Here is a 24,788-nt window from a genome sequence, read left to right on the forward strand (position 1 = left end):
CGACAACAGAAAAAAAGAAGAGATGACAGCAATCCAATCCCAAGAAGTCCGACCTGGAGCGGTGCCGCCGAATGCATCCATATCCCGCAAGTTAAGGGACTTCTACGACGCGGTACAGGAAGAAGGGATTCCGGATCGTTTTCTCGATCTTCTCGAGCGCCTGGAACAGGCTGAGAAGAACGCCAAACCGGTGAACGCAAAATGAGCAAGGAAGACGAGAGCGACGATCGCGGCTTCAAGCGCGACCTTCTCGCGTCGCTGCCTAATCTGCGTGCCTTCGCGGTATCCCTGACAGGCCGGCACGACAAGGCGGACGACCTCGTGCAGGATACAATCATGAAAGCCTGGGCGAACCAGACCAGCTTCACCGCAGGCACCAACATGCGGGCCTGGCTGTTCACCATCCTGCGCAACGAATTCTACAGCCAGATGCGCAAGCGCGGACGCGAGGTGCAGGATAGCGACGGCCTGTTCAGCGAGCGTTTCTCGGTCCATCCGGAACAGTACGGCAGGCTCGACCTGCAGGATTTCCGCAAGGCGCTCGACAAGCTGCCTGACGATCAGCGCGAAGCGATCATCCTCGTGGGTGCCGCCGGTTTCGCCTATGAGGAGGCGGCTGCGATCTGCGGCTGCGCCGTCGGCACGATCAAGAGCCGCGTCAGCCGCGCCCGCGCCCGTCTGCAGGAGCTGCTGGGCGTCTCCGGCGAGGGCGACTACGGCCCCGATGCAGGCGATGCGGCGATCACGTCACGTGCTTTTGGCAGCTGATCCTGAAAAATCTGAGAGAACGCCGCTCACACCTGGGCGGCGTTTTTGACGGCTTCGACGAGGTGGCGGTCGTTGAACGGTTTGGCGACGACACTTATTCCGTCCCAGCCCTTCAGACCATCCATGTCCTCGACGCTGAGCGTGGTGAACACCAGACCCGAGCCTGAAGCTCTCAGCCGAAGCCCAGCCTCTCCACCAATCAGCCTCGAATCGATGACGATAACGTCGAACCAGCCGCTTTCCAGTTCCACCATATAGGTGTGTGGCGTGGCGACCTGGACCTCGCAGGCAAGCGCCTCGGTGAGCACGGCCTCCACTTCCATGGCCACCAGGAACTCCCGATCGACAACGAGGATTCGCAACAATTAAGTCCGCCCGAGATTCGACAACGAAATTCGGCTAGACCATCGAAAGAACGCCCGGTCATTTACAAAAGACACAGGGCGGTCGCAAACCGCCTGCTATTATTCGCGAAGCCCGCTTTCGTCGAGAGCAGGCCCCAGCACAACGCGGAATATGGCCGCCTGCGCCCGGCAGGCGGCCGTTCAGCTGGTCGCGCGACGAGACCTGCTTATTCGGCGGGCTCGGAATGTCGCCGGCCCGGACCACCCATGGACTTCGCCGCGAGAAAGCCAAGACCGCCGACCACCGCGACGAGCAGCAGCGGACGTGATTTGACCAGCAGCGGCAATGCCGTCAGAGCCGCTGTTATCATCAACGCCTTGGAACTGTTGGAGGCCGCGGCTTCCCGCTTGCGGCGCTGTTCGGAAGCATTGGCGATAACGACGCAGAGATACATAATCAATGCCAGGACGAGCGCGCCACCGGCGACTGCAAGCAGCGCCATCGGCGGTCCCCATATGCCGGCGAGATAGACTGCGAGCGCTGCCACTAGCAGTCCATAGGCCGTCAGCAGGAAAAGCAGCACGAAAGCATAGAGGATCGCATTTCTTTTGAGCTTGCGCGTCAACGCCGCGATATCCATCGCGGCGAGTGAAGCCAAAAGTGGACCAAGTCCTGTCATCGTCAGCGACGCGTCAACAGCGCGAAGAGAAATCCCACGCCGGCGGCGATCGCGACGGCCTGGATAGGGTTTGTGCGGATCTGGCGTTCCAGGTCCTTTTCCATCGACAGAGCCTGATCGCGCGCGGCTTCCACCATATGCATCGAAGCGTCGGCGGCATCGTTGGCGACCCGGCGGGCCTTACCCTTGTATTCGCTGGCCTTCTCGTTGCCCACGGCAGCAATGCTGCGCGTCAGTGCAGCGATATCGTCGCGGAGCTGCTGGATCTGGGCTTCGACGTCCTTGCTGGTTGCCGAGTTCTGGCCGGTGCCATTGCGGGTGAAGTCGGTCGTGGGGTTGGCTGCGGGCATATCGATCTCCTGTTTTGCGAACCTTAGAGGACGCGAGCCGCGGAAGGCTTTGCGCGGAATCAAACGGCGTCGAAAACGTGGAACGGGGTCGGTCTCCCGAGCGAGCGACGCACGCTACCCGCTTCACGCTTCCTGTCGCCGCCGGTGAACGCAGCAACAGCGCGATTGTTCCCCGGCGCGGTTGCACCCAGGCGGAAATAGCCGGAAAGGTTCAGAGGAGTCAGGCGGCCGGCGGCTCCGGCCAGGCCGAAATGCCCCCGGTCCATTGCTCGAAGGCCCTGGAGAGTTTCAGCACCAGCAGGTCGTCATAGCGCGGGCCGACGATCTGCAGGCCGATCGGCATGCCGGTTTTCGAAAAGCCGCAATTGATCGACGAGGCCGGTTGTTCCGACATGTTCCACGGTACGGTGAAACCGATATGTTCGAAGGGCAAAGCCGGATCATTGGTGGGCGAGGCCCACTCCGCCGGATAAGAGACGATCGGATTGGTCGGCGAGATCACCGCGTCGACGGTCGTGAACAGCCTTCCACAGGCCTTGCGCATTTCGATCGTCTGGTTGAAGCCGCGCACCGCTTCGACGCCGGAAATGTAAGTGCCGCCTTCCGCCCATTGGTAGATATAGGGCAGGATCAGCGCCCGGCGCTCTTCCGGCATTTTCTCGATATCGCCCCAGAACCGCGAGCGCCAAAAACTGTCGAGCCCGTCGAGCATGATGCGGTTCATGACCGGTTCTACCGGAATAATGATCGCTCCCGCATCCTCAAAGCGCTTGGCGGCGGCCACGACCGCATCGCGAACCTCGTCCTCGACTGCAAGGCCGATGCCGGCATCGAGCATCAGGCCGATCTTCATGCCCTTCACGTCGATATCGAAATTAAGCCAGTCGAAATCGTTGGGCGGCAGCGACGTGCCGTCGCGCCAGTCCGGACGCGACAGCGTCGCCATGGAAAAGGCCGCATCTTCGACCGTGCGGGTCATCGGCCCCGCGCAGCGGCCGACATAATACGGATCGACCGGGATACGGCCCTGGCTCGGCTTAAAACCGAACAACCCCGTCCAGCCCGCCGGCAGGCGCACAGAGCCGCCGATATCCGTGCCGATATGCAGAGGGCCAAAACCGGCGGCACCGGCGGGCCGACGCGCCGGCGCTCGATCCGCCAGGGTTCTGGGTGAGATCCCAAGGATTGCGGCTGAGGTGATGGAAGCTCGACAGGCCGGAGGAGAGCATGCCGTAGTCCGGGCAGGTGGTCTTGGCAAAAATCACCGCGCCGTCCTCTCTCATGCGCGCGGCGATCGGTGCGTCTTCGGCGGCAGGCACCAGTTCGACGGCCGCCGTGCCAAGCGGCACTGGCTGGCCCTTGGTGGCGATCAACTCCTTCAGCGTCACCGGAATGCCGTCGAGCACGCCCTTCGTCGCGCCCTTCATCCAGCGATCGGTGGAGGCTGCGGCCTGCGCCCGTGCGCTCTCGGGATCGTAGAGATAAAGCGCCTGCACATGCGGCTCGAAGGCGGCGATGCGATCCTCGACCGCCAGCCAGTATTCCAAGGGCGAGAGCTTCCTAGTCGAATAAAGGTCGAGCAGTTCGCGGATCGTCAGTTTCAGGAGGTCATTCATCGCAATATCTTCGTTTCGAAATCAGGAATTGTCGCGGGGATCGAGGAGGTCGCGCAGGCCGTCGCCGAGCATGTTGAGGCCGAGCACGGCCAGCGCGATGGCGAGCCCCGGCATCAGCGCCAGCCACGGCGCCTGGCCGAGGAAGGTCTGCGCATCGGCCAGCATCCGTCCCCAGGTGGGCGTCGGCGGCGGCATGCCGAGGCCGAGGAATGAGAGGCCCGCCTCGGTGAGGATCGCGAGGCCGAGCTGGATCGTCACCTGCACGATGATCTGGTTGGAGATGTTCGGCAGCACATGGACGAGCGTGATCTTGGCTTTCGGGCGGCCCATGCTGACGGCGGCGGTAACATAATCCCGCGTCCAGATCTGCAGGGCAGCGCCGAGCGCGAGCCGCGCAAAGACCGGCACCATGAACACACCGATGGCGATGATCGCCGTGAACCGGCCCGATCCTATGAAAGCGCCGAGCATCATCGCCGAGAGGATCGGCGGAACGGCGAAGACGATGTCGCAGCCGCGCATCACGACGAGCTCCAGCCAACCGCGCCGCATGGCGACGACGACGCCGATGGCCGTGCCGACGCTTGCGCCGAGAAGCACTGCAAGAATGGAGGTCGACAGCGAGTTCCAGGCACCGACCATCAGCATCGATGCAACGTCGCGGCCGAACTGGTCGGTGCCGAGAAGACCGAAATCGAGCGGTGCCTTGAGTTTGTGGACGATGTTCATTTTGGTGGGCAGAAACGGCGTCCAGACGAGCGACAGCAGCGCTACGGCAAACAACACGAGCGTGATGACGAGCCCGATGAGGAAGACGGGGCGGCGAAGCAGTTTCCTCATTGAGCACCGGCCCTGAGGCGTGGATCGACGACCAGGTAGGCGAGATCGACCAGGAAATTCATCAGGATCACCAGGGCCGAGAAGAACAGCACGACATCCTGCATGACGATGATGTCGCGCTGGGAGAGCGCCTGATAGGCAAGCCGCCCGAGGCCCGGCAGGTTGAAGACATTCTCGACCAGAACCGCACCGGCGATCAGGAAGGTGAATTGCAGGCCGAGCATGGTGAACACCGGCACCAGCGCGTTTGGGACGGCGTGCCGCCAGATGGCGATGCCCTCGCTCAGGCCCTTGGCACGGGCGGTGCGCACAAAATCCTCATTCATCACCTCCAGCACCGCAGCCCGCGCCACCCGCGTCAGCACGCCGGCCTGCGGCAGGGCGAGCGCCACGGCCGGCAGGAGGAGCGCCTTGAGGCCGGCAAGCAGCCCGGCATCCCAGCCGGGAAATCCGCCCGCCGGCATCCAGCCGAGCATGGTGGAGAACAGGATGATCAGCAGCAGCCCGACCCAGAAGGCCGGCACCGCGATGCTGATATAGGAGAACAATCCGGCGACGAAATCGAAGGCACCATTGTGCTTGCGCGCCGCCTGCACGCCGAGCGGAATGGCGATCACCACCGAGAGCACGATGGCGATCAGCGCCAGCGGCAGGGTGATCGCAAGCCGCTCGCTAATCAGCCCCGCGACCGGCACGCCATAGGTATAGGACTGCCCGAGATCGCCCCGGAAGACCCCGGCGAGCCAGGCGAGGTAACGCACGGGGAGCGGCTGGTCGAGACCCAATTGTTTCTGGAGTGCGGCAAGCGTTTCCGGGCTCGCCGAGGTACCCAGCATGATCGCCGCCGGATCGCCGGGCAGCAGGTCCATGACGGTGAAGATCAGCAGCGAGACGATGAGCAGCGTCACGGCAAGGCTGAGAATACGGCGGATGAGGATGGAGATCATGAATGGGTCTCCATGCCGGTGCCGCGAGCTCCCGTTGATCTCCCCCCTTGAGGGGGAGATGTCACCGAAGGTGACAGAGGGGGGTGGCGACGGTGCGGCAAATGCGGTGGTAGAAGAGTGCGCAGGGATACCCCCCTCTGCCCTGCCGGGCATCTCCCCCTCAAGGGGGGAGATCGGTCTGCCCCACGCGCGACACTCCAATTCATCGCGTGAAACTTCACTCTACCCAATGAACATCCGTCAGGACGTTCGAAGGGATCGGTTCGTTTTCCCACAGGCCCTTCACCTTGCCGTCCCATACACCGAGCTTCGGCATGACGAACAGGAAGAGCGCCGGCACGTCGTTGGCGAGGATGCTTTGTGCCTCGCCATAGAGCTTTTCCTGTCCGGCGGCGTCGGAGGTCATCTCGACCTTTTTCAGCACGTCGTTGAAGGCAGGGTTCTTGTAGTTGAAGTAGTAGGGATCGCGGGAATAGATGTCGATGTCCATCGGCTCCGCATGGGCGACGATGGTCATGTCATAATCGGCGGCCTTCAGCACGTCGGCCACCCATTTCGCCGGGAATTCGGTGGTCTCGATATTCATCGTCACGCCGATTTCCGCAAACATCGCCTGCAGCACCTGCGAGGTGCGCTGTGCATAGGCCATCTGCGGCGCCTTGATGGTGAAGGTGAAGCCGTTCGGGAAGCCGGCCTCGGCAAGCAGCGCCTTCGCCTTGGCCGTATCATAGGGATAGACGCCGGTCAGGTCCTTGTAGCCGCGGTCGTTCGGCGTGTAGTGGCTACCGATCGGCGTGCCGAAACCGGACCAGGCACCTTCGACCACGGTAGCGCGGTCGACCGCCATCATCAGCGCCTGACGTACCTTTTTGTCGCTGAACGGCTTGCGGGTGTTGTTCATGCCGGCGACGACCTTGAGCTCGGTATTGCCGATAACAGTCGTCAGCCGCTTGTCGCCCTCGAAGGACTTGATCAGTTCGGGCGCGCCGAATTCCGGGAAGGCATCGACATCGCCGGCCTTCAGCGCCGCGGCCTGGGCTTGCGGATCGCTGATGAAGCGGAAGGCCGCGGTATCGAGCTTCAGGGAGACGGCCTTGTTCCAGTAGTCGGCATTCCTGGCGAGATCGACCTTGGAGCCTTTCGACCAGCTGACGAACTTGAACGGGCCGGTGCCGATCGGGGTCGTCTTGTTGTCGGCGGCCGATTTCGGTTCGACGATGGTCGAGGATGGCCAGCCGAGCCAGTAAAGCAGGCTGCCGGCCGGTTGCTTGAGCTTCAGCACCAGCGTCGCCGCATCCGGTGTTTCGACCGTGTCGATCGAGGCGAAATAGCGCTTCTGCGGATTGACCGAATCCGCGCCGCGAGCGCGGTCGATCGAGAACTTGGCAACCGAACTGTCGAATGCGACGCCGTTATGGAACTTGACGCCCTGGCGGAGCTTGAACGTGTAGGTCAGACCATCCGGTGATATCTGCCAGCTTTCGGCAAGCTGCGGCTTGATCTTGCCGTCCTTGTCGATGGTCGTCAGGCCTTCAAAAATGTTCTGCCAGGTCACTTGGCCGATCGCGACGGGTGCTGCGACCGTCGGGTCGAGCCCAGCCGGCTCGATCGCCATGCCGACTGTGATCGCGGTCTTTGCCGCGGCCTCCGCGCCGGTTTGCCCTATAAGCAGGCACGCGCTGATCGCAAGGCCAAAAGCTGCACTCTTCAATATGGTCGCAGAGCCCAGAAACGTCATCCTGCCCATCCGTCATCCCCTTTTTGGAACGAGACCCGCCTGATCGGCACCTGCGGGATCGTCGATTGCCAAAAGTGTGTCATTTCGCAGGTGCACACACAATGCAGAATTTTGTGTTCTCTGTGTAGCCGAAAACGCTACACAAAAAGCAATTAAGCGCTTGCCCTCTTGAGCGTCGATTTGCGCGTATCGGCGCCGCGCATGAAGCGCTCGATGAAATCGACGAGCTTGCTCGCCGCGAACGACAGCTGGCGGTCCGGCGCGACGCAGAGATCGATCGGCGTGCGCACCGCCTTGCCGGCGGCGATCGGCACCGCCGCAAGCTGGCCGGCATCGATTTCGCGCTGCACCGCAAGCGCCGGCAGCAGTGTGACCGCCGCGCGGCGCAACACCAGTTCCTTCAGCATTTCCAGGGAACCGGTGACGAAGACCGGATCGAGCTCCAGCCCGTCCTTGGCGAACAGTTCCTCGAAGGCCTGTCGCGCGCCGAAATTCTTGTCGGGAAGAGCGAGCGGCATGTGGACGAGATCGCGCAATGTCAGTTCCCTGGCACCGGCGGACGGATGGTCGGCGGCCATGATGACGTCATAGGTGATCTCGGAGCGCAGCCGCACCTTCACCCCGGATATCTTTGGTGCAAACAGCGTCACCACCAGATCGGCCTCGGCGCCGGCGAGCGCCTCGACTGCCTCGCGCGCACTGGTGATCGCCACCTCGAACCGCAGCTTCGGGTAGCGCAGGCTGAATTCCGCAAGCACCGGCGCGATCAGGTTGGCAACCGTCGCGCCGTTCGCATAGATCACTACCTTGCCGCGCTGCAGGCCCTGCAGGTCGTCGATCAGCTGGTGGACATGTTCGAGTTCGCGCAGCGTCCGCCCTGCCCGCGCCGCCAGCAGTTCGCCGGCGGCCGTCAGCTTGATGCCGCGATTGCTGCGCTCGACAAGCGGCGTGCCGAAATAGTGTTCGAGGTTCTCGATCTGGCGCGAGACGGCGGTGGCAGCAACGTTAAGATTCTCGGCCGCCGCCCGCATCGAATTGGTGCGGACAAGTTCGTCGAAATACATAAGCGCCCGAAGCTGCATGCGATCCTGCCGGCTGAAACATGTCGCCCGAAAGCGGGGAGCGGTTCCGGGATAGTGACATAGATAAAATCGAGACGCTCGTCAGCCGCGGCGAAAACCTTCGCTGGCGACGAGCAGCTGGCGGGTATAATCGGCGGAAAACTCGCGGTTTTCCAGTGCTTTCCGCGGCACCGTCTCGACCACCTTGCCGTTTTTCATCACCGCCAGCCTCTCGCACATGTGGCTGATGACGCCGAGATCGTGGCTGACCATCACGAATGTGAGGTTGCGGTCGCGGCGCGCCTGTTCGAGCAGATTGAGGATTTCCGCCTGGATCGACGCGTCAAGCGCCGAGGTCGGCTCGTCGAGCAGCAGGATCTTCGGCTCCAGGATCAGTGCCCGGGCGATCGCGATGCGCTGCCGCTGGCCGCCGGAAAGCTGATGCGAATAACGGAACCGGAAGCCCGACCCGAGACCCACCTCGTCCAGCGCCCGGTTGATGCGCGTCTCGATATCGGTGAAACCGTGGATGACAAGCGGTTCCAGCAGCAGCCGGTCGACCGTCTGGCGCGGATGCAGCGAGCCATAAGGGTCCTGGAACACCATCTGGACGGTGCGGTAGAACTCCTTGTCGCGCCTGCGTCCGGAATAGGGGCGGCCGTTGACGCTGAGCGTGCCCTGGTCGAACGACGCAAGACCCGAGACTGCACGCAAAAGCGTCGATTTACCGGAACCGGATTCGCCGACGATGCCGAAGGATTCGCCGGTGCCGATATCGAAGTTCACATGATCGAGTGCCGCAAACTCATCATATGTGACGACCATGTCGCGGATGGAAAGAGCCGATGTCATAGCGCCCACTCCGGCTTGCGGTCGAGGACGGGCAGCGGATGCCGGTCGGAACCGATGGTCGGCAGGCAGTTCAAGAGCCCGCGCGTATAGGGATGCTGCGCATCGGCGAGATTGGCAGCCGGCAGTTCCTCGACGATCCGGCCGGCATACATCACGATGACGCGGTCGCAGAAGGAAGAGACGAGCCTGAGATCGTGGGAGATGAAGATCAGCCCCATGCCGCGATCGGCCACCAGCTTGTCGAGGATATCCAGCACTTCGAGCTGCACGGTGACGTCGAGCGCCGATGTCGGCTCGTCGGCGATCAGCAGTTCCGGACCGCAGACCAGCATCATGGCGATCATCGCCCGCTGCCCCATGCCGCCGGAAACCTCGTGCGGATAGAGCGAGAAAACTCGCTTCGGATCGCTTATCTGTACCGCCTCCAGCATGGCGAGCGCCCGCGCCTTGGCCGCCGAGTTCGAGATCTTCTCATGCGTCTTCAGCGTTTCGACGATCTGCCGGCCGATGGTCATTACCGGGTTCAGCGAATATTTCGGATCCTGCAGGATCATCGCCACCTTTTTGCCGCGCAGGTCGCGCCTCTCGCGGGCCGGCATGGTCAGGAGATCCCGGTCGCCGAAAGCCAGCTTTCGTGCGCTGATCCTGGCGTGACCGGGGGTCAGGCCCATGATCGCGCGCCCGGTCTGCGACTTGCCGGAGCCAGATTCGCCGACGATGCCGAGCCGTTCGCGGCCGAGCGCGAAGGACACGCCGCGCACCGCCTGCACGTCGCCGGTACGGGTCGGGAAGGTGACACGCAGATCCTCGACCGTCAGGAGCGGCTTGACTGACACCGTCATTGGCCTGCCTCCTTCGGATCGAGCGCATCGCGCAGGCCGTCGCCGAGCAGGTTGAAGCCGAGGCTGACGATCAGGATAGCAAAACCCGGCATGGCGGCGACCCACCATTGATCGAGGATGAAGCGGCGGCCCGAGGCAATCATCGCGCCCCATTCGGGAAGCGGCGGCTGGGCGCCGAGACCGAGGAAGCCGAGGCCTGCGGCGGTGAGGATAATGCCGGCCATGTCGAGCGTGACACGCACGATCAGCGATGAGACGCAGAGCGGCATGACGTGGCGCAGCACGATGCGGAAGGGCGAAGCGCCCATCAGCTTCACCGCCGAGATGAATTCCGAATTGCGGAAGGTCATCGTTTCTGCCCGTGCGATGCGGGCATAGGGCGGCCAGGAGGTGACGGCGATCGCGAGAATGGCGTTCTCGATGCCGGGTCCGAGGGCTGCCACCAGCGCCAGCGCCAGCACGAGTTTCGGGAAAGCGAGGAAGATATCGGTGATCCGCATCAGCACCGCATCAACCCAGCCGCCGGCATAACCCGAGACCGTACCGACGATCAGCCCGATCGGGGCTGCGATGATCGCCACCAGCACGACGACCAGCAGCGTCAGCCGCGACCCGTAGATGAGGCGCGAGAGGATATCGCGGCCCTGGTCGTCGGTGCCGAGCAGATAACCCGCCGAACCGAGCGGCAAGAGGCGGGAATTACGCAGGTCACCGACAACGGGATTGTGCGGGGCCAGAACGCCCGCCAATGCGGCAACAAATATAAGCACCAGGATGATGGCCAGCCCGACCAGCGCCAGCCGGTTTTCGGCAAACCGGCGCCAGACGATGTATGCCCGGCCGAAACGCGCCTGCTTGCGCGATGTCGGCCGGTCGGAGAGCAGCCATTCGCGGCTATAGGGTTTAAGAGAGGTTCCGGTGGCACTCATCGGCTACGCGTCCTCGGGTCCAAAGTCCGATAGAGAAGATCGGAGAAAATGTTGATGCCGACGAAGACCGAACCGATCACCAGCGTACCGCCGAGCACCGCATTCATGTCGGCATTCTGCAGCGAGTTGGTGATGTAGAGGCCAAGCCCCGGCCATGAGAAGATGGTCTCGGTCAGCACCGAACCTTCGAGCAGGTTTGCGTAGGACAGCGCAATCACCGTCACCAGCGGCACCGCGGCATTGCGCAGCGCGTGGAACCAGATGATCCGGGTTTCCGACAGACCCTTCGCCCGCGCCGCCACCACATATTCCTGGCTGAGTTCGTTCAGCATGAAGGAGCGGGTCATGCGGCTGATATAGGCGAGCGAGAAATAGCCGAGCAGCGCCCCGGGCAGCGCGATATGCCGGAACAGGTCCCACACCACCTCCCACTGGCCCTGCATGGCAGCATCGAGAAGGTAGAAGCCTGTCTGCGGCGTAAAACTGTATTCGTAGACGATGTCGACGCGGCCGGGGAAAGCCGCCCATCTGAGCTGCGCGTAAAAGAGCAAGAGCGACAGAAGACCCAGCCAGAAGATCGGCACTGAATAACCGATCAGGCCGATGACACGGACGATCTGGTCCGCGATGCTGCCGCGCCGGACAGCCGCCAGGACACCGAGCGGAATGCCGAGGATCGCACCGATCAGCGTACCGATCGTCGCAAGCTCCATGGTGGCGGGGAAAACTCGCTTGATATCTTCGAGCACCGGATTGCTGGTCAGCACCGAGGTGCCGAGATTCCCGGAAAGCGCCTGTTTTGTATAGATGACGAACTGTTGGTAGAGCGGCAGGTTGAGCCCCAACTCGATCCGGGTCCGCTCGACGAGATGGGCGGGCGCCCGGTCGCCGACGATCGCCAACACCGGGTCGATGGGGATGACCCGGCCGATGAAGAAGGTGACGACCAGGAGGCCGAATATGGTGGTGACCACCGTCACCACGAAACGCAGGACGGAGGCCAGGGCAGACGATGCACGGCGCCTATTGCGCCGTGTCGCCACGGATGTTTCGGGTAAGGTCAAGGAACTGGCCTCTCAGGCTTAATCCTTGGAAACCGAGAATACGTAGTTGGTATCGAATGTCGGGCCGAGCTTGAAGTTCTTCACACCCTTGCCGACGCCGGCGACTTCCGTCTGCTGGTAGACGAGCACGAAGGGACCGGTCGCCAGCACCTTCTTCTGCAGATCCGCATAGATCGCCGCACGCTTGGCGGAATCACGTTCCACGAAGCCCGATTTGGTCTCCTTGGTCAGTTCCGGAATATCCCAGGCGTTGCGCCATGCGAGCGTCTTGGAGGTACCATCGTCAGCGTTGTTCGGGTTCGACGTGAAGGTCTCGGCATTGGAATTCGGATCCCAATAGTCGACCCCCCACAGGCCGATATAGATGTCGTGGGTGCGGGCACGATACTTGGTCAGCGTCTGCTTGCCGTCGCCGGGAATGATTTCCATCTTGATGCCGGCCTGGGCGAAGGTCTGTTGGATGGACTCAGCGATACCGGTGGTCGGCTGCGTGTTGCGCACGTCCATGGTGACCGTGAAGCCATCCTTCAGGCCTGCCTTGGCAAGCAGTTCCTTGGCCTTGGCGACGTCGAGCTTGTAGGGCTTATCGTCGATCGAACCGAGAATGCCCTTCGGCAGGAAGGTCTGGTGAATCTCCCCGACGCCCTTGATCAGCGTCGCGCCGATCGCGTCGTAGTCGACGAGATATTTCATCGCTTCGACGACTTCAGGCTTCTTGAGGTTCGGGTTCTTCTGGTTGAGGCTGAAATAGAAGACCGAACCCTTCGGGGCGCTGGTGACCGTCGTGCCCTTCTTGGTGACGGCGTCGATATCGTTCGGCTCGAGATTGCGGGCGACGTCGATGTCGTTGTTCTCAAGCGCCAGGCGTTGGGCCGCACTTTCCTTCATGTGGCGATAGATGACCCGGGCGAGCTTGGCCTTCTCACCCCAGTAATTATCATTGCGCTCCATAACGACGACTTCGTTGGCGCGCCATTCGCGAACCTTATACGGGCCGGAGCCGGCGAAATTGGTCTTCAGCCAGGCATTGCCGTAGTCGTTATCCTTGACGTGCTCCATGACGACCTTCTTGTCGACAACGGCGGCGACGGTCGCGGTCAGGCAGTTCAGCACGAAGGATGGCGCATAAGACTGGTCGACGGTGAGCACGAAGGTATTCGCGTCCTTGGCAACCGCCTTCTGCTTGACGGTATCCTTCTTCAGGCCGAACTGGTTAAGGATGAAGGCCGGCGGGCCGTCGATCATGACCGAGCGCTCGAAGGAATAAGCAACGTCTTCGGCGGTGATCGGGTTACCCGAAGCAAACTTCGGGCCCGACTTGATCTTGAACGTATAGGTCAGGCCGTCGTCGGAAACGGTCCAGCTTTCCGCGAGGTCGGGAGTGATCTTCGACGTGTCGTTGATGTCGAGACGGACGAGGCGGTCGTAAGAATTGCCGCCAACTTCGCCGGCCGAAAATTCGAAAGCCTGGCCCGGGTCGAGCGTGATGATGTCGTCGAACGCAAGCCCGATGACGAGAGTGTCCTTCGGCGTCACCGCGAAGGCCTGCGGTGCGGCGAGCAGCATCAGCGACAGCGCCGCGCTCGTGGACAACACGCGGAGCCGCTTGTTGAGTGTATTGATCATAGTCTGCATTCCCCTGTTTTTGTTCGTTGGACCTTTGGAAAGAAGCCTATTCGTGCCAGGCCTTCCCCAAAACTCTGAGCCAGTTTTCCCGGCATAGCTTTTTCAGCTCTGCGTCAGCGTAGCCCGCTCCCTTGAGCGCCGCAACCAGATTTTGATTGCCCGCAGCATCATGTATTTCTTCGGGAATCGAGGCGCCGTCGAAGTCCGATCCGAGCGCCACGTGATCGATGCCCATGCGCTGCACCATGTGGTCGATATGGCGCACCATGTCCGAAAGAGGCGTGGCGACATTGTCGCGGCCGTCGTGGCGCAGCATGGTCACCGCATAGTTGAGACCGACAAGGCCGCCGCTCTCCTTGACCGCGTCGAGTTGGCGGTCGGTGAGGTTGCGGGCGACCGGCGTCAGCGCATGCGCGTTAGAATGGCTGGCGATCAGCGGCTGGTCGGAAGTCTTGGCGACATCCCAGAACCCCTTCTCGGTGATGTGGGCGAGATCGATCAGGATGCCGAGCGTGTTGCAGGCCTTGACCAGTTCGAAACCGTGATCCGTGAGGCCCGGACCGGTGTCGGGAGACATCGGATAGGCGAAGGGCACGCCGTGGCCAAAGATGTTGTGGCGGCTCCAGACGGGCCCAAGCGAACGCAGGCCGGCCGCGTAGAAGACTTCGAGATTGTCGAGATCCGCATCGATCGCCTCGCAGCCTTCCATATGCATGACGGCAGCGAAACGGCCGGCGTCCATCGCCTTGCGGATGTCGGAGGTCGAACGGCAGAGCTGCCAGGCGCCGGCGCGGTCGAGGCGAAGCGCGATCGACGCCATTTCGAGCGCGGTCGTCAGCGACGGAAGATGATCGAGCGGGACGGACAGCGGCGTGACGTAGTGACCGTGCTGATCGGGTTCCTTCAGAACCAGTTCGCCGGACGGGATATAGATGGCGCAGAGGCCGCCGGCGAGACCGCCGGCCTTGGCGCGCGGTCCGTCGATATGGCCGTTCGGGGTGCCGTTTTCAAATTCGGCAATCGGGTCGCCACCCGCCTTCATGTTCCGCCAGAGCCGCAGGAGCACGTCGTTATGGCCGTCGAACACCAGTTCCATGAAGTCTATTCCCGATTTTCTTGTGAAAGTTCCAAGGTGAGCAATGCGCCGATCCTAGCCAGCCGCTCCTCTTTCGCAAGTCGGAAAACACGTCAGGCCGTCCAGCTCCCCTCGCCCGCCTTCTTCAGCAGCGGGGTCCTGAAAACGCTTGTCACACGCGGCCGCCATTCTGCGCCGAACGCATCGAGCTTGTCGTGCCAGCGCTCCGATTGCAGCATGGCCGCACCGATGACCACCGGCTCGATGCCGAGCGAGGCCATCAGCGTCAGCCCGGAGACGATCGAGGTGCCGCTGGAAATCACATCGTCGATCAGCGCCACGCGCCTGCCCTTGATCAGCGGCAGCATGCGGGGATCGGCATAGAGGCGCTTCTGCTGTTCGGGTGTGGTGATCGAAGAGAGCGGCACCGACAGGTTTTCGTCGTACCAGAACTTTCGCGAGGTCCCGAGCGGCACGTAGCGCAGGTGGCCGAGCGCGCGGGCGACGGCCGCCGCAAGCGTCAGGCCCAAAGTCGGCAGGCCGACGATGACTTCCGGGCGAAAGGCGGCGATCTTCGGCGCAAGGTCGGCGGCAAGCGCGTCCTGCACATCGAAACTCGCCTGGTTGATGATGAGGGAGGCGAGCGCGTGCTCCCCGTCTGCAAGCGGCCGGATCGGCAGCCTGATCTGGCTGCCGTCATCGAGCGTTCCCGGGAAGAAGCCGGAAAACGGCCCTGCGCGATCGAACGAACCTGCCGGATGGACGTCCTGCCAGAAATCATGCGGCTGCATTCGCTTTTCCTATTCGAGAATTTCGAGGATCGGCGATTCCAATAACGTGCCGGTGGCAACGTCGGCAATGCCGCGATCCGTCTGGTGCGGGCCGGGATTGCAGGCAAGGGTCGCGCCGAAACAGGCCTTGAACACGAGATAAGGCGGCTGCCAGTCGACGAGACCATCCATGGCGGCGCGGATTTTCCGGAAACCTTCGGCCACCTCCGCCATCGGCGCCCCGGAGACAAGACCGGAAAGCGGCAGCGGCAACAGGACTTCGACCTTGCCGCCGGTTGCCACCGCCATGCCGCCGCCCGCTTCGATCACCGCATTGGCGGCGGCCGCCATGTCGGCCGGATCGGACCCGAAGACGGTGAGGTTATGGCTGTCATGGGCAAGCGTGGTGGCGAATGCGCCCTTCCACGTGCCCCAACCTGTTAGAAACCCAAGACGGGTGCGGCTGTCGGCCCGGCCGTGGCGGTGGGTCACGGCGATCAACGTCGTGCCTTCCGGGGGTACCACGTAACCATCGACGACATCCGCATCCGTCTGCCCCCAGTTCGTGAAGCGCGGACGATCGATCGTCGCGAGCCTGACTTTGCGGCCCTTTGCTGGCAATTTGAAATCGTCCGCCTGAAGCGGCTTGAGCTTCACCGAATCCTGCAGAATGCAGGGATCGGCCGCATGGAGTTCGACCGTCATGCCGCCGTCACGCGCAATCAGCGTGCCGCTGGCAAAGACGTGGCGGGCACGGAAATCCGTGAGATCCTCGAAGAGGACGATATCCGCCCGGCGACCGGCGGCGATCAGGCCCAGATCGGCGCGGCCGATGCGGACGGAAGCATTGAGCGTCGCCGCCTGCAGCGCCCATTCCGGTTTCATGCCGTAACGCACCAGCCGGCGCACCACGTCGTCGAGGCCGCCGCCCTGAACGAGATCCTCCGGAAACACGTCGTCGGTGCAGAGCGTCACCGTCTGCGGCAGACGTCCGAGCGCGTTGAGTGCCTCGACGAATTCCGGCAGCAGATGATCGTGGGATCCGCGCATCTCGATCGTCAGCCCCGCACGTAGCTTGGCCATCAGGTCGGCAGCGGAGACGAGCTCGTGGTCGGAGGTGATGCCCGACGCCATGAAGGCCGTAAGGTCCGGCCCAGCCAGGCCGCGGGCATGGCCGCAGACCAGCTTTTCGGACACCAACGCCGCCTGCACGATGCCGCTCATGCGCGGATCGCGGTCGATGACGCCGCGCATGTTCATGACCTCGGCAAGCCCGCCGATCTTCGGCCAGAACAGCATTTCCTCGATCGTGGCCGCGTCGAAATCGGCCCCGGCCATTTCGAGGCCGGGTGCGGAGGGCACGCAGGAGGGTGCTAGAACGACGGCCCGCAATGGCAGCGGCTTCACCGCCTCCAGTGCCCAGGCCACACCTTCGGTCCCGTGCACATTGCCGAATTCATGCGGATCCCAGACGACGGTCGTCACCCCGCGCGGCAGCACGGCGCCCGCATAGGTGGCCGGCGTCACCATCGAACTTTCGATATGCATATGCGTGTCGATGAGGCCGGGCGAGATGAATGTGCCCGCAGCGTCGATGATCTCCGCGGCATCCGAGCGGGAGCCGGTCTCATGGACGCTGGCGATTACCGGCCCGACGAGGCCGATATCGGCCGGGCGCAGCTCGCCCGTCACCATGTCGACCAGCGTGCCGCCCGATATCAGGATATCGAAGGGCGCATCACCCCGCGCCGCGGTGACGACACGGTCACGCAAGCCCGGTTCGGTGAATTCCTGTACGCTCGAGATGATACTCTTCACCAGCTTGCCTCTGCCCGCAGTGTTTCAAGAATGATGGCTCTCGCCTTCCCGACGTCGATCTCGACGCCATAGACCGCGTTGAATTCGCCCCGGCCGGTGCGCGTCTCGACGACAGTGCGGCCGCGCGTCAGCGTGCCGGACAGTTCGACATCGATGCGCGCTTCGCGCCAGGTGACATGTTCCGGAAAGACGAAGGCGACGGCCGCGACCGCATCGTAGAGCGCCATGGCCGGACGGCCGCGGCTGGTGGCGATCGCCACGAACCCGGCCAGCAGGTCGGCGACCAGTTCCGCATTACGCCCGCCGGCCGCCCGGATCGGCGCAACATCGTCCGGCGCGCAGAGCACCTTGCGGCAGAGATCGAGATCGACCATCCGCAACGGGATCTTGTGAGCGAGCACGATCGCCAGCGCTTCCGGATCGGCAAAGGCGTTGAACTCGGCGGATGCAGTATGATTGCCGGTGGTGACCCCGCCGCCCATCCAGGTGAGGTCAGTGATCTTTGCCGCAAGATCCGGCCGGGCGAGGGCCACCGCCGCGATGTTGGTGAGCGGTCCGAGCGCCATGATGCGACGTTCGCCCCCCTCTTCACCATCACCTTTGCCCTTTTCGAGCCAGGAACAGAGCGCTTCGAAGGCATCTGTATGAAATGCATCCGGCGCTTCGGGCAAGGCCCGGCCAGCGGTCGGGATGCCGGTCTGGCCCAGGATACCGGTCGCGGTCTCCATTTTAGCCAGCACCGGTGCAGCGCGTCCGGCATGAACCGGGAAGGGCCAGACGAAAGCGGAGGCCGCGCCGGCTGCATTACGGCGGACATGCTCGATGGGCGCGTTGCCGAAGACCAGCGAAACGCCGTCGACGCCGAGCCCCGCATGCGCTGCGACCATGATCGCAGCGATGTCGTCGAAACCCATGTCCGTGTCGATCCAGATACCCATGTCAGCGGATCCTACACGAATCGCGACAGCGGCGCGGCCTTTTCGGCCGGCAGGTCGAAGGTAAGACCGGCACCCAGCGCATGCGCCGGCTGGCTTGCCTCCACCTCGGCCTTGATCGGGCCAAGCGCGGTATCGAGCAGGTATTCCCGTGCATCGCCGGCAAAGGATGTACCGCGCACGGTGCCCTGGAAAGGACCTGTCCCCAGGGTCACCATACGCGGCCGCCAGGCAAGGCCCGCCGCTGAAGGGGCCCCGCTGGAAACGTCGCCTGAAAGGTCGATGAGACCGGCACTGGTCTTCATCTTTCCGTTTTCGAGCGGGAAAATGTTTTCGAACCCGACGAAGTCCGCGACGAAGGACGATGTCGGGCGGTTGTAGATGTCTTCCGGCGAACCGATCTGCTCTATCTTACCGCTCTTCATGACCACAATACGGTCGGCGAGCGCCAAAGCTTCGGCCTGATCGTGAGTGACGAAGATCATCGTCACGCCGGTCTCCTTCTGGACGCGCTGAAGCTCGGTGCGCATTTCCAGACGCAGGCGAGCATCGAGGTTCGACAGCGGCTCGTCGAGCAGCAGCACCTTCGGTTCCATCACCATCGAACGGGCGAGCGCCACGCGCTGCTGCTGGCCGCCGGAAAGCTCGGCCGGCTTGCGGTTGGCGAAGGCCGACAGACCGACAGATTTGAGGCCGGACTGGACCTTGGCATCGAGCTCGATGCCGCGCATGCCCTTGAGCTTCAGCCCGAAGGCGACGTTCTCGTAGACGGAGAGATGCGGGAAGAGCGCATAGGACTGGAACATCAGGCCGACGGCGCGCTTGTTGGCCGGCACCCGGGTAATGTCGGCACCGTCGAGGCGGACATGGCCGCTCTTCACCGCCAGCAGGCCGGCGATCGCCCGCATCGTGGTAGTCTTGCCGCAGCCGGAAGGGCCGAGCAGCGCGATCAGTTCGCCCTTGCGGATATCGAGATCGAGGTTGGCGACGGCGACGGAATCGCCATAAGCGAGCGTCAGCTTTTCGAGCGAGAGATAGGACGCATCAGACATAGCGGGAGAACCCCAGGAAACGTTCGGCGATAAAAACGATGCCGATGGAGAGGAAGGCGAGCAGCGAGGAGAGCGCTGCGACGGAGGGATCGAAGACGATTTCCATATAGGCGATCATGTCGACCGGCAGGGTGCGCACGCCAGGCCCCGAGAGGAACAGCGATACCGGCACCTGGTTGAAGCTGGTGACGAAGCCGAGGATGAAGGCCGACATGATGCCGCCGCGGATATTCGGCATCACCACCCGGAAGAACGCGCCGAGCCGCGAGGAGCCGAGCAGCACGGCCGCTTCCTCGATGTCGGAGCGCAGGTTGTCGAGGCTGGCGGAGACGACCCGAACCGCATAGGGCAGGACCAGCGCCGTATGGGCGAGGAACAGCGCCAGCGTGATCCCGACCTGGAACGGCACGACGATGTAGCGCAGCAGCGCCAGGCCGACGATGATGCCCGGCACGATGATCGGCGCCGAGACGATGGTGCGGACGATCTCCGCTCCCGGCAGCTTGTAGCGCGATAGCGCATAGGAGGCCGGAATACCGAGGACAAGCGCCACCGCCGTACCGCCGATCGCCAAAAACAGCGACATGCCGAACGAGGCCCGGAAACTCTCGACCGTGAACACCTTGGTGATCCAGCGCAGCGAAAATCCCTGCGGCGGGAAGGCGAGCGTTTCGCCGGCCGAGAAGGATGCCGCGACGATGATCAGGAACGGCCCGATCAGGAAGGCGATCACCAGGAGGAGCGTGATCGGGATGAAGAGGCTCCGCATGGTCATGCCTGGCTCCTCACCTTGTTGCGCGCCGTGGCGACTCGCTTCAGCAGAATGTTGGCGGCAAAGCTCATGACGATCAGGATGAAGGCGATGACGCTCGCTGCGACGAAATTGTTGGAGACCGCAACCTGCTGGTAGAGCAGCGTTTCGAGCATCAGCACCTTGGAACCGCCAAGGATGGCGGGGGTGATATAGGCGGTCAGCGAGCCGGTGAAGACCAGCGTGCCGCCGATCACGAGGCCTTCCTTGGTGAGCGGCAGCACGACCTTCCAGAACACCTGAAACCAGTTGGCGCCGAGTACGCGGGCCGCCGGAATGGCATCCTTCGGCATGTTTTCGAGCGCTGAGATCAGCGAGATGATCATCAGCGGCAGGAAGAGCTGTAAGAGGCCGATGAAGATGGCCGTCTCCGAGAACAGGATGCGCAGGGGCGCCTCGGTGATGCCGAGCGCCTGGAACGCCTGATTGACGATGCCGGTGCGGCCGAGGATGACGATCCAGGCATAGGTGCGGGCAACCGGCGAGATCATCAGCGGCAGCACTACGAGGCCGGTGACCTTGCCCTTGGCGCCGGGTTCCAGGCTGACGATCGCGAACGCCGCCGCATAACCGATCGCGGCCGAGGCGATGGTAACGAGGGCGCCGAGCCGAAGCGTGCGCAGGAAGACCGTCTGGTTCAGCGAATTGGAGAAGAAGTCCGTATAGGCGGAAATCGTCCAGCCGCCGGTCGGCACGCGAAATCCATCCGATAGCAGGATCACGACAGGCACGAGAAACACCGCCGCCGCGAAGATCGCGGCCGGCAGCGCAAGTGCCAGCGCTTCAGCCCTGTTCTGGAACATGGTGGTTCGATCCTGTTCAACTAGTCGGGATGCGGGCAGGCATTCGCGCGCTGCCCGTATCCCTCAGCCTTGGGAGGCTATTCCGTGGTTGCGTTGGCCCTTACTGGCCGACCTTCTCGTTCCAGGTCTTGATCCAGCCGGCACGGTTGTCGAGCGCGACGGCGGACGGGATCAGTTTCAGGCTCTTGGCCGTTTCCTCGCCATAGGTGAGGTTGTTGGCAATCGCTTCGGGAAGTTTGACATCCTTGTTGGACGGGCTGTCGATCAGCTTTTCGGCGAGCTTGGTCTGGACTTCCGTCGAGAGCCAGAAATCCATGAACTGCAGCGCGAGGTCGCGGTTCTTGGAGCCCTTGGTGACGGTCATGACGTTCATGCCGCCCGTCTGGCCTTCCTTCGGCGTGGCCCAGGCGATCGGGAAGCCGAGCTTGGTGAAGGGCGCCCAGGTGAAGCGGCCGATCGGCGCTGCCCAGATTTCTTCCTGCTGCATCAGCTGCACCAGCTGCGACGACTTTTCATAGAAGGTGACGATCTCGCCCTTCTTGGCGCCGACCGCTTCGATCGGGGCCTTCAGGTCCGGCGTGTCCTTGGCGAGCGCCAGGCCCAGCATGTAGAGCGCCGGCGGGCCCTGGTTGGTGGTGACGTTCGGCCATGCAACGTGGCTTGCATATTCCGGCTTCAGCAGATCGGCCCAGCTGTCGATCTTCATCTTGTCCGAACGGTAGGCGATCGAGGTGGCATAGAACGTGTAACCGACGCTCATGCCGTCGCCGTTCGGATCCTTGGCAACGTCATAGAGCTTGCTGAAGTTTGCGAGCTTGGAGGTATCGATCTTGTCGGTCAGGCCGGCGCGCGAGGCGGCGAGCGCATCCGCCATCGAAATGACGGCCATGTCGACGACCGGGTTGGCCTTGTTGGCCTCCATCTTGGCGAGGCGCTCGACGCTGTTGCCGGTCTCGACGACCAGCTTGCAGCCGCAGATCTTCTGGAAGGGATCGTAGACGATCTGCTTGTATTCGTCCTGGGCCAGCGCATAGACGGAAATCGTCAGCGTCTTTTCCTGGGCCAGCGCCGGGGTTTGCGCGGCACCCATGGTAAGCATCAGGGCGGCGCCCGACGCAAGAATGACCTTGTTCATGATGTGATTTCTCCTGCCGTCGGCTTGTTGGGGGTTTGGGCATGCAAATTCGAAATGCCACCGGCCTGCGGGACGGCCGCCGACTGGCGCACGATGAGCTGCATCGGGACCCGGTCGGTCTCGGAGGTAACGTTGCCGGTCGAAACCTCCTCGGCTCCGTTTTCGGCCTCTCCTTCGGGCTCGATCGCACGAATGAGCGCGGCAATCGCCAGATCGGCGATCGTCACCATGTCCATACGCACGGTGGTAAGGGCCGGCGTGACGACCGCCGACCAGATGAGGTCGTCGAAACCGGTGACGCTGACCGTTTCCGGCACGCCGATGCCGGCGCGCTGCAGCTCCGTCAGCGCCCGAAGCGCCGAAAGATCGGAGACAGCCGCAAAGGCCGTAAAACCAGCCCTGGCCTTGTCCGCCAGACCGAGCGGGCAGCCTTCGCCCGAAACCGCCTCGACTTTCTCGATCCACATCGTATCGCATTCGACCTGCGCGCCGAGGCCGGCCTTCAGCCCGCCGATACGGTCGTTCTGCACGTTCGAGGAGGCGCTGGTGCCGATCAGCAGCACCTTGCGATGGCCAAGCCCCGCAAGATGGCGGCCCATCTGGCTGCCGCCGTCCCAATGGTCGGCCGAAACGGTATTGCCGGGCGTGGAGGGCGTATCGATCACGGCAACGGGACAGCCGACATCGGCGATCCGCGTGCCGCGCCGTGGGACGATGATCATGCCGTCGACGCCACGTTCCAGAAGCCTGCCGATCGCCTCGGTCTGCGCCGCAATATCGCCGCGGGAGTCGGCGATGAGCACGCCGTAGCCGGCATTCGAGGCGGCGTTCTCGATCGCCTGGGCAATCTGCGGGAAGAGCGGGTTGGCGATATCCGGGAGGACAAGCCCAAGCACGCCGGTGCGGCCGGTGCGCAGCGCCCGGGCGGTCAGGCTCGGCACATAACCAAGCTCGCTTGCCTTGGCCCGAACCTTCTCGATAAGCTCCGGCGATACCCGTCCCTTGCCGGAAAGCGCATTCGACACGGTCGCCGCCGACACGCCGAGGGCGGCAGCGATGGCGCTCATGTTCGGTCCGGGACGGGGTGAAGCCATATCATGCTCTGATTAAACGTTTAAGCACGCATACTTTGATCAAAGGCCTTTGTCGAGTCGTTTGTAAATGTCAGCCCAACATCCCCACATGCGGCCTTGACTTCCCCGCCCCGACCTGTGGAAATCCTTAGGTATTCATGAGGAAACAGTGATGCAGGACGACGAGATAACCGGCCTTTCCGCCACGGCACTTTCGGCAGCAATCCATGACGGCCGGGCCTCCTGCGCCGAAGTGATGACGGCCTATCTCGAACGGATCGACAGGCTCAATCCCGCAATCAACGCGATCGTCAGCCTGCGCAGCCGGGACGAGCTTCTGGCGGAAGCCACGGAACGCGACACAGAGCTTGGCTCAGGCAAATCGCGCGGCTGGATGCATGGCATGCCGATCGCCATCAAGGATCTCTGCGAAGTGAAGGGCATCCGCTGCACCTATGGCTCGCCGATCTTTGCCGATTTCGTGCCTGAGAAGGACGAGGTGATGGTCGAGCGCATTCGCACGGCCGGCGCGATCATCATCGGCAAGACCAACACGCCGGAACAGGGGCTCGGCTCGCAGAGCTACAATCCCGTGCATGGTGTTACCAGGAACCCTTACGACCTGACCAAGACGGTCGGCGGATCGAGCGGCGGCGCGGCGGCCGCCCTTTCGGCACATCTCCTACCTATCGCAGATGGCGGAGACATGATGGGCTCGCTGCGCAACCCCGCGGCCTTCAACAATGTCGTCGGCTTCCGCCCGAGTTTCGGCCGCGTCCCCTCCTCCCTGAAGCTGGAGAACTTCATGGGCCAGCTCTCCGTCCTGGGACCCATGGGCCGCACGGTGCGCGATGTCGCCGCCCTGCTTTCGACCCAGGCCGGTTATGATCCGCGCGATCCGCTGTCATTGCCGACCGAGGACCTCACACCCGATGACAGCCGCGACTTTTCAGGCGCCCGCATTGCCTGGCTCGGTGATCTCGGCGGTTACCTGCCCTTCGAGCCGGGCGTGCTGGAACTCTGCCGCGCGACGCTTCCGGTCTTCGAACGGATCGGCTGCACGGTGGACGAGTTCGTTCCGGACTTCGACATGGACGACCTCTGGCGCTCCTGGACGACGCTGCGCAGCTGGCTGACCGCGAGCGGCATGCGCGACAACTACGACGATCCGGAAAAGCGCGCCAAGATGAAGCCCGAGATCATCTGGGAAATCGAGCGCGGGCTCGACATGACGGCGCGTGAGGTGCATTTCGCCTCGAAACGCCGCAGTGCCTGGTACCAATACCTGCTGACCGTGTTCGACCGGTACGACTACCTGATCCTGCCCTCCGCCCAGGTCTTCCCCTTCGACGCGGAGACCCATTGGCCGAAGGAGATCGGCGGCCGGACGATGGACACCTATCACCGCTGGATGGAAGTGGTGGTCCCGGCCTCGATGGCCGGCCTTCCGGTCGCCGCCATGCCCGCCGGCTTCGGCGCAAACGGCCTGCCCGCCGGCATCCAGATCATCGGCCGCCCGCGCGCCGACAAGGCGGTGCTGGAGATTGCGCTGGCTTATGAGGCGGCCACGGATTGGTTGGATAAGCGGCCCAAGCTTTAACCGAGGCGGCGCGGCGTTTTTAACCCTCCCCCTTGTGGGCAGGGGAATCGCATATGGCG

The 24,788-nt window shown here is 63.1% G+C and carries 24 protein-coding genes and 1 pseudogene; 3 read left to right on the forward strand and 22 right to left on the reverse strand.

Going from position 1 to position 24,788, the window contains the following annotated elements:
• The first annotated feature begins 22 nt into the window (after window positions 1–22).
• On the forward strand, window positions 23–205 hold the full coding sequence (locus ACZ9IU_RS18345; protein ID WP_037078171.1) for a NepR family anti-sigma factor: 183 nt from the start codon (window positions 23–25) through the stop codon (window positions 203–205).
• Window positions 202–768, forward strand: a complete 567-nt coding sequence (locus ACZ9IU_RS18350; RefSeq protein WP_038545503.1) for an RNA polymerase sigma factor — start codon at window positions 202–204, stop codon at window positions 766–768. The genes ACZ9IU_RS18345 and ACZ9IU_RS18350 overlap by 4 nt, the downstream gene beginning before the upstream one ends.
• Before the next feature lie 26 nt (window positions 769–794).
• Here the strand turns inward: ACZ9IU_RS18350 and ACZ9IU_RS18355 are convergent, their stop codons facing one another.
• The 22 genes and pseudogenes from ACZ9IU_RS18355 to ACZ9IU_RS18460 form a co-directional block, all read right to left on the reverse strand.
• Window positions 795–1,130 carry a hypothetical protein gene (locus ACZ9IU_RS18355; RefSeq protein ID WP_038545506.1) on the reverse strand — a complete coding sequence of 112 codons (336 nt, stop codon included), beginning with the start codon at window positions 1,128–1,130 and terminating at the stop codon, window positions 795–797.
• A gap of 209 nt (window positions 1,131–1,339) precedes the next feature.
• Entirely contained in the window at window positions 1,340–1,771 is a 432-nt protein-coding gene (locus ACZ9IU_RS18360; RefSeq protein WP_157885166.1) for a hypothetical protein, read from the reverse strand.
• A 23-nt stretch (window positions 1,772–1,794) separates the two neighbouring features.
• Complete coding sequence (locus ACZ9IU_RS18365; RefSeq protein ID WP_038549630.1) at window positions 1,795–2,142, reverse strand: ElaB/YgaM/YqjD family protein; 348 nt, start codon at window positions 2,140–2,142, stop codon at window positions 1,795–1,797.
• 220 nt (window positions 2,143–2,362) lie between these two features.
• A pseudogene (locus ACZ9IU_RS18370) lies at window positions 2,363–3,758 on the reverse strand (amidase).
• A 21-nt stretch (window positions 3,759–3,779) separates the two neighbouring features.
• Window positions 3,780–4,598, reverse strand: coding sequence for an ABC transporter permease (locus ACZ9IU_RS18375; RefSeq protein ID WP_038545513.1), 819 nt, complete (start codon window positions 4,596–4,598; stop codon window positions 3,780–3,782).
• On the reverse strand, window positions 4,595–5,545 hold the full coding sequence (locus ACZ9IU_RS18380; protein ID WP_038545516.1) for an ABC transporter permease: 951 nt from the start codon (window positions 5,543–5,545) through the stop codon (window positions 4,595–4,597). Before ACZ9IU_RS18380 ends, ACZ9IU_RS18375 begins: the two co-directional genes overlap by 4 nt.
• A gap of 217 nt (window positions 5,546–5,762) precedes the next feature.
• Window positions 5,763–7,292 (reverse strand): ABC transporter substrate-binding protein, encoded by a 1,530-nt coding sequence (locus ACZ9IU_RS18385; RefSeq protein ID WP_038545519.1) that lies wholly within the window; start codon window positions 7,290–7,292, stop codon window positions 5,763–5,765.
• Between the two features lie 143 nt (window positions 7,293–7,435).
• Window positions 7,436–8,365: a LysR family transcriptional regulator gene (locus tag ACZ9IU_RS18390; RefSeq protein WP_038545522.1), complete on the reverse strand. Its 930-nt coding sequence runs from the start codon at window positions 8,363–8,365 to the stop codon at window positions 7,436–7,438.
• An 81-nt stretch (window positions 8,366–8,446) separates the two neighbouring features.
• A complete protein-coding gene (locus tag ACZ9IU_RS18395; protein ID WP_038545525.1) occupies window positions 8,447–9,196 on the reverse strand; it encodes an ABC transporter ATP-binding protein in 750 nt (249 codons plus the stop codon).
• A complete protein-coding gene (locus tag ACZ9IU_RS18400; RefSeq protein WP_038545527.1) occupies window positions 9,193–10,038 on the reverse strand; it encodes an ABC transporter ATP-binding protein in 846 nt (281 codons plus the stop codon). Before ACZ9IU_RS18400 ends, ACZ9IU_RS18395 begins: the two co-directional genes overlap by 4 nt.
• The gene (locus tag ACZ9IU_RS18405; protein ID WP_038545530.1) at window positions 10,035–10,967 is read right to left on the reverse strand and encodes an ABC transporter permease; all 933 of its coding nucleotides are present in this window, start codon (window positions 10,965–10,967) and stop codon (window positions 10,035–10,037) included. The genes ACZ9IU_RS18400 and ACZ9IU_RS18405 overlap by 4 nt, the downstream gene beginning before the upstream one ends.
• Window positions 10,964–12,010, reverse strand: a complete 1,047-nt coding sequence (locus tag ACZ9IU_RS18410) for an ABC transporter permease (protein WP_437179060.1) — start codon at window positions 12,008–12,010, stop codon at window positions 10,964–10,966. Before ACZ9IU_RS18410 ends, ACZ9IU_RS18405 begins: the two co-directional genes overlap by 4 nt.
• A 39-nt stretch (window positions 12,011–12,049) precedes the next feature.
• Complete coding sequence (locus ACZ9IU_RS18415; protein WP_038545535.1) at window positions 12,050–13,657, reverse strand: ABC transporter substrate-binding protein; 1,608 nt, start codon at window positions 13,655–13,657, stop codon at window positions 12,050–12,052.
• Window positions 13,658–13,703: 46 nt separating this feature from the next.
• Window positions 13,704–14,753: a dipeptidase gene (locus ACZ9IU_RS18420; protein WP_038545538.1), complete on the reverse strand. Its 1,050-nt coding sequence runs from the start codon at window positions 14,751–14,753 to the stop codon at window positions 13,704–13,706.
• Window positions 14,754–14,845: 92 nt separating this feature from the next.
• Window positions 14,846–15,523: a phosphoribosyltransferase gene (locus tag ACZ9IU_RS18425; RefSeq protein ID WP_038545541.1), complete on the reverse strand. Its 678-nt coding sequence runs from the start codon at window positions 15,521–15,523 to the stop codon at window positions 14,846–14,848.
• 9 nt (window positions 15,524–15,532) lie between these two features.
• Window positions 15,533–17,320 carry an adenine deaminase gene (locus ACZ9IU_RS18430; RefSeq protein WP_051899816.1) on the reverse strand — a complete coding sequence of 596 codons (1,788 nt, stop codon included), beginning with the start codon at window positions 17,318–17,320 and terminating at the stop codon, window positions 15,533–15,535.
• The gene (locus tag ACZ9IU_RS18435; protein WP_038545544.1) at window positions 17,317–18,258 is read right to left on the reverse strand and encodes a nucleoside hydrolase; all 942 of its coding nucleotides are present in this window, start codon (window positions 18,256–18,258) and stop codon (window positions 17,317–17,319) included. Before ACZ9IU_RS18435 ends, ACZ9IU_RS18430 begins: the two co-directional genes overlap by 4 nt.
• 11 nt (window positions 18,259–18,269) lie before the next feature.
• Window positions 18,270–19,307, reverse strand: coding sequence for an ABC transporter ATP-binding protein (locus tag ACZ9IU_RS18440; RefSeq protein WP_038545547.1), 1,038 nt, complete (start codon window positions 19,305–19,307; stop codon window positions 18,270–18,272).
• Window positions 19,300–20,082, reverse strand: coding sequence for an ABC transporter permease (locus ACZ9IU_RS18445; protein WP_038545549.1), 783 nt, complete (start codon window positions 20,080–20,082; stop codon window positions 19,300–19,302). The genes ACZ9IU_RS18440 and ACZ9IU_RS18445 overlap by 8 nt, the downstream gene beginning before the upstream one ends.
• Window positions 20,079–20,921, reverse strand: coding sequence for an ABC transporter permease (locus ACZ9IU_RS18450; protein WP_038545552.1), 843 nt, complete (start codon window positions 20,919–20,921; stop codon window positions 20,079–20,081). The genes ACZ9IU_RS18445 and ACZ9IU_RS18450 overlap by 4 nt, the downstream gene beginning before the upstream one ends.
• Window positions 20,922–21,021: 100 nt before the next feature.
• Window positions 21,022–22,056, reverse strand: coding sequence for an ABC transporter substrate-binding protein (locus ACZ9IU_RS18455; RefSeq protein ID WP_038545554.1), 1,035 nt, complete (start codon window positions 22,054–22,056; stop codon window positions 21,022–21,024).
• Entirely contained in the window at window positions 22,053–23,150 is a 1,098-nt protein-coding gene (locus ACZ9IU_RS18460) for a LacI family DNA-binding transcriptional regulator (RefSeq protein WP_051899817.1), read from the reverse strand. Before ACZ9IU_RS18460 ends, ACZ9IU_RS18455 begins: the two co-directional genes overlap by 4 nt.
• 151 nt (window positions 23,151–23,301) lie before the next feature.
• Between ACZ9IU_RS18460 and ACZ9IU_RS18465 the strand changes: the two genes are divergently transcribed.
• Complete coding sequence (locus tag ACZ9IU_RS18465; RefSeq protein ID WP_038545557.1) at window positions 23,302–24,729, forward strand: amidase; 1,428 nt, start codon at window positions 23,302–23,304, stop codon at window positions 24,727–24,729.
• Window positions 24,730–24,788 lie beyond the last annotated feature (59 nt).

The organism is Mesorhizobium sp. USDA 4132, assembly GCF_056279545.1.

Bases quoted from the DNA above. Each gene is read 5' to 3' on its own strand.
- ACZ9IU_RS18395 (WP_038545525.1), bottom strand. From the start codon at position 9,196: ATGACATCGGCTCTTTCCATCCGCGACATGGTCGTCACATATGATGAG.
- ACZ9IU_RS18465 (WP_038545557.1), top strand. From the start codon at position 23,302: ATGCAGGACGACGAGATAACCGGCCTTTCCGCCACGGCACTTTCGGCA.
- ACZ9IU_RS18380 (WP_038545516.1), bottom strand. From the start codon at position 5,545: ATGATCTCCATCCTCATCCGCCGTATTCTCAGCCTTGCCGTGACGCTG.
- ACZ9IU_RS18375 (WP_038545513.1), bottom strand. From the start codon at position 4,598: ATGAGGAAACTGCTTCGCCGCCCCGTCTTCCTCATCGGGCTCGTCATC.
- ACZ9IU_RS18400 (WP_038545527.1), bottom strand. From the start codon at position 10,038: ATGACGGTGTCAGTCAAGCCGCTCCTGACGGTCGAGGATCTGCGTGTC.
- ACZ9IU_RS18350 (WP_038545503.1), top strand. From the start codon at position 202: ATGAGCAAGGAAGACGAGAGCGACGATCGCGGCTTCAAGCGCGACCTT.
- ACZ9IU_RS18390 (WP_038545522.1), bottom strand. From the start codon at position 8,365: ATGCAGCTTCGGGCGCTTATGTATTTCGACGAACTTGTCCGCACCAAT.
- ACZ9IU_RS18450 (WP_038545552.1), bottom strand. From the start codon at position 20,921: ATGTTCCAGAACAGGGCTGAAGCGCTGGCACTTGCGCTGCCGGCCGCG.
- ACZ9IU_RS18460 (WP_051899817.1), bottom strand. From the start codon at position 23,150: ATGGCTTCACCCCGTCCCGGACCGAACATGAGCGCCATCGCTGCCGCC.
- ACZ9IU_RS18455 (WP_038545554.1), bottom strand. From the start codon at position 22,056: ATGAACAAGGTCATTCTTGCGTCGGGCGCCGCCCTGATGCTTACCATG.
- ACZ9IU_RS18385 (WP_038545519.1), bottom strand. From the start codon at position 7,292: ATGGGCAGGATGACGTTTCTGGGCTCTGCGACCATATTGAAGAGTGCA.
- ACZ9IU_RS18445 (WP_038545549.1), bottom strand. From the start codon at position 20,082: ATGACCATGCGGAGCCTCTTCATCCCGATCACGCTCCTCCTGGTGATC.
- ACZ9IU_RS18405 (WP_038545530.1), bottom strand. From the start codon at position 10,967: ATGAGTGCCACCGGAACCTCTCTTAAACCCTATAGCCGCGAATGGCTG.
- ACZ9IU_RS18440 (WP_038545547.1), bottom strand. From the start codon at position 19,307: ATGTCTGATGCGTCCTATCTCTCGCTCGAAAAGCTGACGCTCGCTTAT.
- ACZ9IU_RS18435 (WP_038545544.1), bottom strand. From the start codon at position 18,258: ATGGGTATCTGGATCGACACGGACATGGGTTTCGACGACATCGCTGCG.
- ACZ9IU_RS18365 (WP_038549630.1), bottom strand. From the start codon at position 2,142: ATGCCCGCAGCCAACCCCACGACCGACTTCACCCGCAATGGCACCGGC.
- ACZ9IU_RS18415 (WP_038545535.1), bottom strand. From the start codon at position 13,657: ATGATCAATACACTCAACAAGCGGCTCCGCGTGTTGTCCACGAGCGCG.
- ACZ9IU_RS18425 (WP_038545541.1), bottom strand. From the start codon at position 15,523: ATGCAGCCGCATGATTTCTGGCAGGACGTCCATCCGGCAGGTTCGTTC.
- ACZ9IU_RS18345 (WP_037078171.1), top strand. From the start codon at position 23: ATGACAGCAATCCAATCCCAAGAAGTCCGACCTGGAGCGGTGCCGCCG.
- ACZ9IU_RS18420 (WP_038545538.1), bottom strand. From the start codon at position 14,753: ATGGAACTGGTGTTCGACGGCCATAACGACGTGCTCCTGCGGCTCTGG.